The organism is Thiobacillus sp., assembly GCF_024708915.1.
In genome coordinates, this window is the sequence record NZ_JANJXQ010000097.1 from 1 (window position 1) to 9,547 (window position 9,547).

Annotated in this window: 14 protein-coding genes; 9 read left to right on the forward strand and 5 right to left on the reverse strand. The window is 60.7% G+C overall.

The annotated features are described in order from the left end of the window. Positions 1–697 (forward strand): ATP-binding cassette domain-containing protein (locus Q0L94_RS07575; RefSeq protein WP_296752005.1); only part of this gene is annotated, 697 nt, incomplete at its 5' end. 7 nt (positions 698–704) lie between these two features. Beyond that, entirely contained in the window at positions 705–1,151 is a 447-nt protein-coding gene (locus Q0L94_RS07580) for a YhcH/YjgK/YiaL family protein (protein ID WP_296752008.1), read from the forward strand. 3 nt (positions 1,152–1,154) lie between these two features. Here Q0L94_RS07580 and Q0L94_RS07585 read toward each other — a convergent pair whose 3' ends face one another. Together Q0L94_RS07585 and Q0L94_RS07590 are read right to left on the reverse strand one after the other, a co-directional pair. Then, positions 1,155–1,355: a SlyX family protein gene (locus Q0L94_RS07585; protein WP_296752010.1), complete on the reverse strand. Its 201-nt coding sequence runs from the start codon at positions 1,353–1,355 to the stop codon at positions 1,155–1,157. Next, positions 1,355–1,900, reverse strand: coding sequence for a TlpA disulfide reductase family protein (locus Q0L94_RS07590; RefSeq protein WP_296752013.1), 546 nt, complete (start codon positions 1,898–1,900; stop codon positions 1,355–1,357). Before Q0L94_RS07590 ends, Q0L94_RS07585 begins: the two co-directional genes overlap by 1 nt. On the opposite strand from Q0L94_RS07590, the gene Q0L94_RS07595 reads away from it, so the two are divergent. Both Q0L94_RS07595 and Q0L94_RS07600 read left to right on the forward strand, forming a co-directional pair. Then, positions 1,899–2,312, forward strand: a complete 414-nt coding sequence (locus Q0L94_RS07595) for a CopD family protein (protein ID WP_296752015.1) — start codon at positions 1,899–1,901, stop codon at positions 2,310–2,312. The two genes, Q0L94_RS07590 and Q0L94_RS07595, sit on opposite strands and share 2 nt — an antisense overlap. 123 nt (positions 2,313–2,435) lie before the next feature. Beyond that, entirely contained in the window at positions 2,436–3,665 is a 1,230-nt protein-coding gene (locus Q0L94_RS07600) for a THUMP domain-containing protein (RefSeq protein WP_296752017.1), read from the forward strand. 71 nt (positions 3,666–3,736) lie between these two features. Here Q0L94_RS07600 and Q0L94_RS07605 read toward each other — a convergent pair whose 3' ends face one another. Next, positions 3,737–4,732 (reverse strand): MBL fold metallo-hydrolase, encoded by a 996-nt coding sequence (locus Q0L94_RS07605; RefSeq protein ID WP_296752019.1) that lies wholly within the window; start codon positions 4,730–4,732, stop codon positions 3,737–3,739. Positions 4,733–4,795: 63 nt separating this feature from the next. Then, on the reverse strand, positions 4,796–5,344 hold the full coding sequence (locus Q0L94_RS07610; RefSeq protein WP_296752022.1) for a cysteine hydrolase family protein: 549 nt from the start codon (positions 5,342–5,344) through the stop codon (positions 4,796–4,798). A gap of 105 nt (positions 5,345–5,449) precedes the next feature. Here Q0L94_RS07610 and Q0L94_RS07615 point away from each other — a divergent pair, with 105 nt between their 5' ends. The 5 genes from Q0L94_RS07615 to Q0L94_RS07635 all read left to right on the forward strand — a co-directional run bounded on the left by Q0L94_RS07615 (position 5,450) and on the right by Q0L94_RS07635 (position 8,919). Continuing rightward, on the forward strand, positions 5,450–6,424 hold the full coding sequence (locus Q0L94_RS07615; protein WP_296752025.1) for a GlxA family transcriptional regulator: 975 nt from the start codon (positions 5,450–5,452) through the stop codon (positions 6,422–6,424). 112 nt (positions 6,425–6,536) lie between these two features. Beyond that, positions 6,537–6,941 carry a ribonucleotide reductase subunit alpha gene (locus tag Q0L94_RS07620; protein WP_296752028.1) on the forward strand — a complete coding sequence of 135 codons (405 nt, stop codon included), beginning with the start codon at positions 6,537–6,539 and terminating at the stop codon, positions 6,939–6,941. 150 nt (positions 6,942–7,091) lie between these two features. Beyond that, on the forward strand, positions 7,092–7,349 hold the full coding sequence (locus Q0L94_RS07625) for a type II toxin-antitoxin system prevent-host-death family antitoxin (RefSeq protein ID WP_296752030.1): 258 nt from the start codon (positions 7,092–7,094) through the stop codon (positions 7,347–7,349). Next, the gene (locus Q0L94_RS07630) at positions 7,337–7,645 is read left to right on the forward strand and encodes a type II toxin-antitoxin system RelE/ParE family toxin (protein WP_296752033.1); all 309 of its coding nucleotides are present in this window, start codon (positions 7,337–7,339) and stop codon (positions 7,643–7,645) included. The genes Q0L94_RS07625 and Q0L94_RS07630 overlap by 13 nt, the downstream gene beginning before the upstream one ends. Positions 7,646–7,899: 254 nt before the next feature. Further along, positions 7,900–8,919: an NERD domain-containing protein gene (locus Q0L94_RS07635; protein WP_296752035.1), complete on the forward strand. Its 1,020-nt coding sequence runs from the start codon at positions 7,900–7,902 to the stop codon at positions 8,917–8,919. A 102-nt stretch (positions 8,920–9,021) separates the two neighbouring features. Here Q0L94_RS07635 and Q0L94_RS07640 read toward each other — a convergent pair. Then, a partial coding sequence (locus tag Q0L94_RS07640) for an ATPase, T2SS/T4P/T4SS family (protein ID WP_296752038.1) occupies positions 9,022–9,547 on the reverse strand: 526 nt, incomplete at its 5' end.

Consider the following 9,547-nt stretch of genomic DNA (forward strand, 5'->3'; position numbering starts at 1 on the left):
CGACTTTCACAACGTTTCGAAGTCCTTCGGCGACCGCCTGCTGATCGACAACCTCTCGTTCAGCATCCCGCCCGGCGCCATCGTCGGCATCATCGGCCCCAACGGCGCCGGCAAGTCGACCTTCTTCAAGATGATCACCGGCCAGGAAAAACCCGACTCGGGCGAAGTCGAGATCGGCCAGACGGTCAAGCTCGCCTACGTCGACCAGAGCCGCGACGCGCTCGCCGCCGACAAGACGGTGTTCGACGAAGTCGCCGAAGGCCGCGACATCCTCACCGTCGGCCGCTACGAGACGCCGTCGCGCGCCTACCTCGGCCGCTTCAACTTCAAGGGCGGCGACCAGCAGAAGCGCGTCGGCAATCTCTCCGGCGGTGAGCGCGGCCGACTGCATCTGGCGAAGACGCTGATCGCCGGCGGCAACGTGCTGCTGCTCGACGAACCGTCGAACGACCTCGACGTGGAAACCCTGCGCGCGCTGGAAGATGCGCTGCTCGAATTCGCCGGCTGCGTGCTGGTGATCTCGCACGACCGCTGGTTCCTCGACCGCATCGCCACCCATATCCTCGCTTTCGAAGGCGACTCGCAGGTGACGTTCTTCCCCGGCAACTACCAGGAATACGAGGCCGACAAGAAGAAACGGCTGGGCGAAGAAGGGGCCAAGCCGAAACGCATCCGCTACAAGCCGATCAGCCGCTGAATACGCAATGATTCTGGCAAATCTGGCCGAGGCTGACCGCTACCTCACTTTGCATCCGCTGTTCGCGCGCGCGTTCGAATTTCTGCGCAGCGCCGACCTGATGACGCTTGCACCTGGAAAGCACGACGTGCAGGGTGAGCAGGTCTTCGCCATCGTCGAGGCCTGTGCCGGCCGCACGCGGGCGGAGGCGAAACTGGAGTGCCATCGCCGCTACATCGATATTCAACTGGTGCTGGAAGGCGTCGACGAAATGGGCTGGAAGCCGGTCGCCGAGTGCGTGGATCCGGCTACGGATTACGATGCCGTGCGCGACATCCGCTTTTTCAACGACGCGCCCGCCAGCTGGATTGCCACGCCGCCGGGCGCGTTCTGCCTGTTTTTCCCCGACGATGCCCATGCGCCGCTGGTCGGCGCGGGCATGATCCGCAAGGTAGTGGTGAAGATCGCGGTTTAGTTTTCAGTAGTGCGGCGGGATTTCGTCGCGCAGGTTGCGCGCCTCGTCCGGCAGCGCAGCCTGCAATTGCTGGTGCAGCAGGCGAAGCTGTTGCTGCAGCAAATCGAGCTGCCCCTGCTGGCGAATCACCGTCTGGTTGAGCGTCTCGATCATGTCTTCGGCAAACGCAAGCTTGGCTTCAAGTTCGTTGAGGCGGGCGTCCATCATCGGTTTCCGGGTTGCGGGGTCGGGTTCAGCAGCGGCGCGACCAGTTTTTCCAGCCGGGGATAATGCACCTGTCCGGCAATCTTGTGGCGTATGCGGCCCTCGGTGTCGACGATGAACGAGGTCGGCACGCTTTTCACGCTGCCGAATGCGTGGGCGACCGAGGCATTGGTCGGCGCGGCCATGAAGGCGTAGTCCTTGTCCTGCATCCAGGCGGCGATTTTGTCCGGCGGGTCGTCGACGCTGATCGACACCACCTCGAAGCCGCGGTCGCGGTAATCTTTCCAGAAATCGTCGATCGCCGGCTTTTCCTTGCGGCAATACGGACACCAGGTCGCCCAGAAGTTCACCAGCACGACCTTGCCTCTGAGGGAATCGCTGGTCAGCGCGCGACCGTCGGACAGGGTGACTTGCCAGGGCGGCGCGGGGCGGTTCTCCTCGCTGACATCGGCCGGCGGGCGAAACCACAGGTACGCGACCAAACCCAGTAAAATCAGGGTCAGCGGACTTGGCGTCCATTTCTTCAAAAAGGCTTGTCTATCCATGCTGTGGCTGAAGTCGTTTCATATCGTGATGGTGGTGAGCTGGTTCGCCGGGCTGTTCTACCTGCCGCGCATCTTCGTCAACCTGGCGATGGAAACCAACGATGCCGCCTACGATCGCCTGCTGCTGATGGCGCGCAAATTGTATCGGTTTGTCACCCCCATCATGTGGCTCGCGCTCATCACCGGGGTCTGGCTATGGCTGGCGTACTGGCTGCCGACGATGGGCTGGCTGTGGGCGAAGCTCGCGCTGGTCGCCGGACTGGTCGGCTATCACCATGTCTGCAAAAGCCTGCTGCGGCAATTCGAATCCAGACAGAACACGAAATCGCACACTTGGTTCCGCTGGTTCAACGAAATTCCGGTGATTGCGCTGCTGGTCGTGGTTTTGCTGGTGGTGGTGAAGCCGTTTTAACTTCTTTTTTTTTCATCCGCGAAGGACGCGAAGGGGCGCGAAGAAAACCCAAAGCGATTTCCGGTTTTTCCCTTCGCGTTTCTTCGCGTCCTTCGCGGATAAATTGTTTTTCGAAAGCCTCATTTGAAACCCGAACCCCGCCGTAAGCCTGCGCCGCACCCCGTTCGCCCCGAGCGCGAGGCGCTGCCGCCCGCCAGCCATTTCGCCACCTGCCCGCGCGGCCTTGAGGAACTGCTGGCGGAAGAACTTGCGGCCGCGGGCGCGCAGGTGGTGCGCCAGATTCCCGCCGGTGTGCTGTTCATGGCCGACGCCGCCGCCGAAATGCGCGCCAACCTCGGATCGCGCATCGCTACCCGCATCCTGCGCAAGGTGGGCTACACCCGCTACCGCAAGGAAGAGCATATCTACCGCGCCGCGCTCGATCTGCCGTGGCCGGACTGGTTCGACGTGAACAAGACCATCGCGGTCAAGGTCGGTGCGCAGAACGCACCGCTGAAAAGCCTCAACTTCATCACGCTGAAGATCAAGGACGCGATCTGCGACCGCTTCCGCGAGGAAACCCGCGCGCGCCCGAGCGTCGACACCGAGGCGCCGGATGTGCCGGTGTACGCCTTCTTCACCCCGGACGCGGTCACCTTCTACCTCGACACCTCGGGCGAGCCGCTGTTCAAACGCGGCTTCAAGCGCGAGGCCAGCGCGGCGTCGATCAAGGAGAACCTCGCCGCCGGCCTCGTGATGCTGTCCGGCTGGGAACCCGGCACGCCGCTGCTCGACCCGATGTGCGGCGCCGGCACCATCCTGCTCGAAGCCGCCGATATCGCGTTGAACCGTGCCCCCGGCCGCGCGCGCCATTTCGCCTTCGAACACTACCGCGACTTCGACGCGGCCCTGTGGCGGCGCATCAAGGCAGAGGCGCAGGCGCAGGAGAAACCGCTCACCCGACTGCCGATCTTCGGCGCCGACCAGGACCGCTGGGTGCTCGACAAGGCGAAGAACAACCTCGCGGCGGCGGGCTATGCCGATGCGATCGAACTGAAAGTGTCCGATGCGCTCGACCTGGAAGCACCGGCCCCGGCCGGCACCATCGTCACCAACCCGCCCTACGGCGAACGCCTCGGCGAGGCCGAGGATCTGGCCGAGTGGTATCCGCTGCTGGGCGACTGGCTGAAGCGGAACTTCGCCGGCTGGCAGGCATGGATCATTTCCGGCGATCCCTTGCTGCCGAAGCTGCTCGGCCTCAAGGCCAGCCGCCGCATCCCGCTGTTCAACGGTCCGATCGAAACCCGCTTCCTGCAGTACAAGCTGATCGCGGGGTCGATGCGGGAGAAAAAAGCGCCTGACTCCGCCGCCTGAACGGCTACAGGCAATGGCCTCGACAAACAATCACTTGCGGACCGGCATCTTGTTCCCCGAAGCCAGCCGAATTAAAAATTGTCCTGTTCCACCTCGACATAGGCATGGGAAATCACCTTGCCCAATTCGTCGAAATGATCCCATGCACTATATTTATGCAGGTCTTTTTTAACCAATTCACTCATGTCGTGCGCCTGCATTCCCTGCAAATAGTATTTCTTGATGGACGCCAGCAGGTCTTCGGTGAAGCCGATCTGAACCGCCATGGAAGTCTTGTCTTCGGGATAGCCGTGACCGGGTACGTAGACCTCGACGTCGGAATTGTCGATCGCCGCCTTGAGCGCAAGGGCTGTGCCTTTGAAGCTCGCGTCCTGCGGCATGGCCGTGTACGGCGTCCATTTGTTCATTGATATGTCGCCCATGAACATGAGCTTGTCGTCGACGACTTCGATCATGATGTCGGTGTCGGAATGGGCATGCTCAGGATGGTGGATCTTGAGCGTGATGCCCCCCGTCTTCATGACCTCGCCACCTTTCAACGCCTTGTTGGGCAGCGCGATACGGGTATTGGCCAGCGCGCCTTCCGTCAAGCCGTTGAATCGATCATGCCATTCCTGCGCTTCGCCGGCTTGGAGCCTTTCTATGGTGCGCTGATGCGCATAGATCGGCACATCGGGATAGGCGTCGCGGATCCCCTGGTTCCCCAGGAAATGATCGCCGTGCAGATGCGTGTTGAATACGGCAACGACGGGCTTGGAGGAAACGCATTTGAGTTTTTCCAGGAAGCCGCGTCCGACATCGGCGCTGCTTCCCGGGTCCACGATGATGAAACCTTCATCGGTCAGGATGGCAGCCGGGTTGTTCATGAATCCTTTTGTCTTTTTGTTCGGCCACTCGTGCGGGCCGATGACCACATAGACGCGCTCGCTGAGACGCTCCAGGGGATAGTTCTCGATCGTCGGCGGCAGATCGGCGAGAGCGCCGATAAACTGGGCGTTCGCCGACGAATAAAGAACGCTGTTGAACATGAGCAACAGCGCCAGTTTTACAACATTCGCTTTTTTCATCCGCTTTATCCTTTGCTGTTCAACCGGCTTGGTTTCATTAACCGGGGGTAACCGTGTCCTGTCCTATCGTGCGAGATATTCGTCCGTCGTCGTGACCGTGGCGTAGGCAAACGCCAGCGCGGCCATCAGGGTGGCATGGGCCTGTGCCGCCGGCACCACCTGCCCGCCGAATTCGAGATCCCGCGTGGCGCACGCATCGTGAACCACGATGGTCTTGTAGCCGAAGTCCGAAGCGGCCCGGCTGGTCGCATCGATGCACATATGGCTCATCGCGCCGATCACCACGACCTCCTCGATGCCCTTTGCATCCAGCATCGGTTTCAGCTCGGTCTTGAGAAACGAATTCGGATAGTTCTTTACGACGACCGCCTCGCCGTCGAGGGGCGCAACGGTTGGGTGAATCTGCGCGCCCTCCGTTCCGGGAACGAAAAAGGGCGCATCCGGTGCGGCGAATTCATGCCGTACATGGATGACCGGCGTGCCGTTCGCGCGCGCGGCGCCGATGACCCGGGCCGCGTTGGCGGCGGCTTTCTCGATGCCGACAAGGGGCAGCTTGCCGGAAGGGAAGTAATCCTTTTGCAGGTCGACGACAAGTACTGCAGATTTGCTCATGAAACGCTCCTTATGCCTGGACACAACCAACAGAGTCGACATGATCGGGCCTGGATCGCACAATGCGAAGTGGCGCTATCGACATAGTTGGGGGGTGAAAACGACATGACCTGCGATGAACCGGTCGAAATCGGCCTGGTGCTGTATCCGGGGGCGCAACTGGCGGCGGTGCTGGGTTTGACCGATCTGTTCGACCTGGCGAACAGGATGGCCGCCCGCCACCGCAAACGGGATTCCAGTTTGCTGCGCGTCAGCCATTGGCAACTGGACGCGGCGGGCAAAACGCCGGTCCGGGTCTTCGACACGCACCCGGATGACGAGGGCAGACTGTCGGTCCTCATTCTGCCGCCCGGCCTGGGCGAGCCGCTGTCGGCAGAAGCGGCCGCCCCGTTCACGGGCTGGCTGCGCAATCACCATGGCATGGGCGTCGCGCTGGGCTCGGTCTGCGCCGGTGCTTTTTTGCTGGGCGAGACCGGCCTGCTCGCGGGCCGCACCGTGACTACGCACTGGCTCTACGTCGAACTGTTCCAGGCCCGCTTTCCGGAAGCGCGCATGGACGCCGATCAGCTCATCATCGACGATGGCGACATCATCACGGCGGGCGGCGCGATGGCGTGGACCGACCTGGGGCTGAGGCTGGTCGATCGTTTTCTCGGGCCGACCGTCATGATCGAGACGGCGCGGGTACTGCTGGTCGACCCCCCAGGGCGCGAACAGCGCTACTACAGCCCTTTTTCCCCCAGGCTGACCCACGGCGATACGGCCGTGCTCAAGGTGCAGCACTGGCTCCAGGCGACGGATGCCAAGGACATCGCGCTTGCGACGCTGGCCGAACGGGCCGGGCTGGAGGAACGGACTTTCCTGCGCCGCTTCCAGAAGGCGACCGGCATGACGACGCGCGAGTATTGCCAGCGGCTGCGCGTAGGCAAAGCGCGCGAGATGCTGCAATTCGGCCGCTTGCCCATAGACCGGATCGCCTGGGAAGTCGGTTACAGCGATCCCGGAACCTTCCGCAAGATATTTGTCCGGATCGTCGGCCTGACGCCCGGCGAATACCGCCGGCGCTTCAGCGCTGAATGAAGGATGGGGTGATCCCGTTTTTGTCGACCGCGTGAGGTATGGATGCCCGGGATCGTGATACTTTCAGCAAGCCCGCTGGATTTCCTGTCTTTCACACGCAAGGCCAAACCGCATGAACATCACGAATTACGCCGATCTTCTGAACGCCGCCCGGCAGCAAGCCGAACCCCAACGGCTGCTTTTCGTTTTCACCCTGCCGGAAATGCCCGAAGGCTATAGCGAAGCCCAGGTCCAACGCTTTCACGCCGGCACCGGGGGCGTATTGATCCCCCAGATGTGTACCGACAAGGCGCTGGATGAGCTGGGCGATTTTTCCGATCTCGTCGAGGAATCCCGCCACACCGGGCAGGACTGGAAAATCGTGTTCGTCGCCTGCCTGGCAGGGCGTGCGGGTGTCATGCCGAGCAGCGAAGACGCGCAGGAGCCCCTGAAAACGATGATCCACTCGATCCAGAACGGCGCGATCTCCAATTACCTGGCGTACGACCGGGACGGGGAGCCCGTTCTGTTTGCCTGAAAAGAACTGGGCGAGCGCGTGGCTTAGCCTTCAGCTCCTGTGTGATGGCAGCGGCGGCCGTTACGTCGTTGAAAATTGACAAGCGCCCCCTTTCCCACCCCCTTTTTGTTGATCTTGCCCCACGCTGAAAGTGCCACTATAGTGACACTCATGCGCACCGAACTCGTCACCACCCTCAAACGCCGGGCGACCGAACTGCTCTCGGACATCGAGCGAGACAGGCAGCCCATTCTCATCACCCAGCACGGCCTGCCGAGCGCCTATCTGGTGGATGTCGAAACCTTCGAACTGCTCCAGCAGCGCATGGCGGTGCTGGAAGGCATCGCGCGCGGTGAAATGGCGGTGGCCGAAGGCAGGGTAGTGACGCACGCGGAGGCCAAAACCCGCATGGCCCGATGGCTGAAGTAATCTGGACGGAATCGGCGCTCGCCGATCTGGATGCCATTGCCGATTACATTGCGCTCGACAAACCCGATGCCGCGTCAGCGCTGGTCAAGCGGGTGTTCGAACATGTCGAGCATCTGCAGTCGTATCCAGAAAGCGGCAGTCGTCCACTCGAATTGAAACGTTCGCGTTACCGACAGATTGTCGAGCCGCCGTGCCGGGTGTTCTACCGTTACGATGGCAAGCGGGTCTACATCCTGTATGTGATGCGGTCGGAGCTGTTGCTTCGTCCGTCTAGAATCGCGGCTCGCGAGAAATAAGCGGAACGATAGTGTGCTGCCGGGGCTGCGCGGATACCTCTGGCGGAAAAGCAACGGGGTCAAGTCTTGCGTCAACGTATTGCATTGCAAGACCTGACCCCGAGTTTGCGCTTCGCCGGAGGAGATTGCGTAAGAGATCGTGGAGCATTTTGATACGGGCTGGAACAGTTTCGGGAGGTTCTGGCCGATATAGAGCCTGAGGCTGCAGAAGCCTGGATTGAGGGTGTACCCAGAACCAAGGAATTTACGTTGTTATGATTTTGAAATCCGTAGACAAGAAAGACGATCAAATAGCAGACCTCGAACGGCTGGGGACCATCGCGCCCGCAGACCGAAAAGCCAAGATCGAACAAGAACTGCGTGCCGTACGTGCAGGACTGAAAGCCGAACAGGAAGCGGCCTATCTCATCGACTTTCATCTGAAGGACTCGAAGAACACACTGGTCATTCACGACCTGCGCCTTGATGTGGGTGGGCGGGTTGCTCAGATAGATCATTTGCTGCTGCATCGCACACTCACGGTCTTCGTGCTGGAGACGAAGAGTTTTCGTGCGGGGCTCAAGATTACCGATGACGGGGAATTCCTGCGCTGGAATGACTACAAGAAAACCTTTGAGGGCATGGCCTCGCCCGTTGCCCAAAACGAACGGCATGTCCTTGTTCTGAAGGATGCGTTCAAGCAACTCGATATGCCAACCCGATTGGGCATGCGCCTGTCGCCTACTTTCGAGCCTTACGTGCTGGTATCGCCCAACGCGCGGGTTGACCGGCCCAAGAAGCATGAAACGAGTCGCGTTCTGAAGGCGGATATGCTGATTGATGCGATCGACAAGCGATTCGAGAAAGAGAGCGTTCTGGAGACCGTGGCCGCCATGGCCAAGTTTGTTTCGACTGACACGTTGCAGGACATCGGACGTCAGTTGGTTCGCCGGCATCAGCCGATCAAATTCGATTACGCTGCCAAATTCGGCCTTTCCGGGATGGCCGCAACCGCGCCAGTTGTCGAAGAGCCTGCACCGGCAGCTTATGTTGCAGACAAAGGGCAAACAACCGAGAAACCAGGATGCCGTAGCTGCTCAAGTGAGAAGCTGTCGATCCAGTACGGCAAGTATGGCTATTACTTCAAATGTGCCGATTGCGATGGCAATACCCCGATCAAAATCGGCTGCGGGAAAGAGGGGCATAAGGAACGCATCCGCAAGGATGGGTCCAAGTTTTTCCGGGAATGCGAACAGTGCAATTCAAGTGCGCTCTATTTTGTCAATTCCAATTGATCAAGGCTTGATGGGGCTGATCCCGGTTTAACTGGCCGCGGCGCACGGGGCTTCACCTGCGAAAGCGGGGGCGTGGTGCCCCGTTTTCTTGCCCCCAATTCCTCAGACGATATCCAGGTGATCCAGCCCCGCCATCATGTCCCGCCCCTTGGCTTCCTGGCCGTGCAGCTTGATCTGCAGGCGCAGGTCGTTGAGGCTGTCGGCGTTTCGTAACGCATCCTCGTAGGAAATCATCCCCGCTTCGTAGAGGTCGAACAGCGCCTGGTCGAAGGTCTGCATCCCGAGTTCGCGCGATTTCGACATGATTTCCTTGATCTCGTGGACGTGGCCCTTGAAGATCAGGTCGGCGATCAGCGGTGAATTCAGCAGGATTTCCACTGCGGCGACGCGGCCGGTGGTGCCCTTGCGCGGGACCAGGCGCTGCGAGATGAAGCCCTTGAGGTTGAGCGACAGGTCCATCAGCAACTGGTCGCGCTTTTCCTCGGGGAAGAAGTTGATGATGCGGTCGAGCGCCTGGTTGGCGCTGTTGGCGTGCAGGGTCGACAGGCACAGGTGGCCGGTTTCGGCGAAGGCGATGGCGTATTCCATGGTGTCGCGGTCGCGGATTTCGCCGATCAGGATGACGTCG

What these genes read in the sequence shown, in the direction of transcription:
- Q0L94_RS07590 (WP_296752013.1), bottom strand. Translation starts at nt 1,900, where the DNA reads ATGGATAGACAAGCCTTTTTGAAGAAATGGACGCCAAGTCCGCTGACC.
- Q0L94_RS07580 (WP_296752008.1), top strand. Translation starts at nt 705, where the DNA reads ATGATTCTGGCAAATCTGGCCGAGGCTGACCGCTACCTCACTTTGCAT.
- Q0L94_RS07620 (WP_296752028.1), top strand. Translation starts at nt 6,537, where the DNA reads ATGAACATCACGAATTACGCCGATCTTCTGAACGCCGCCCGGCAGCAA.
- Q0L94_RS07635 (WP_296752035.1), top strand. Translation starts at nt 7,900, where the DNA reads ATGATTTTGAAATCCGTAGACAAGAAAGACGATCAAATAGCAGACCTC.
- Q0L94_RS07585 (WP_296752010.1), bottom strand. Translation starts at nt 1,355, where the DNA reads ATGGACGCCCGCCTCAACGAACTTGAAGCCAAGCTTGCGTTTGCCGAA.
- Q0L94_RS07605 (WP_296752019.1), bottom strand. Translation starts at nt 4,732, where the DNA reads ATGAAAAAAGCGAATGTTGTAAAACTGGCGCTGTTGCTCATGTTCAAC.
- Q0L94_RS07615 (WP_296752025.1), top strand. Translation starts at nt 5,450, where the DNA reads ATGACCTGCGATGAACCGGTCGAAATCGGCCTGGTGCTGTATCCGGGG.
- Q0L94_RS07630 (WP_296752033.1), top strand. Translation starts at nt 7,337, where the DNA reads ATGGCTGAAGTAATCTGGACGGAATCGGCGCTCGCCGATCTGGATGCC.
- Q0L94_RS07610 (WP_296752022.1), bottom strand. Translation starts at nt 5,344, where the DNA reads ATGAGCAAATCTGCAGTACTTGTCGTCGACCTGCAAAAGGATTACTTC.
- Q0L94_RS07595 (WP_296752015.1), top strand. Translation starts at nt 1,899, where the DNA reads ATGCTGTGGCTGAAGTCGTTTCATATCGTGATGGTGGTGAGCTGGTTC.
- Q0L94_RS07625 (WP_296752030.1), top strand. Translation starts at nt 7,092, where the DNA reads ATGCGCACCGAACTCGTCACCACCCTCAAACGCCGGGCGACCGAACTG.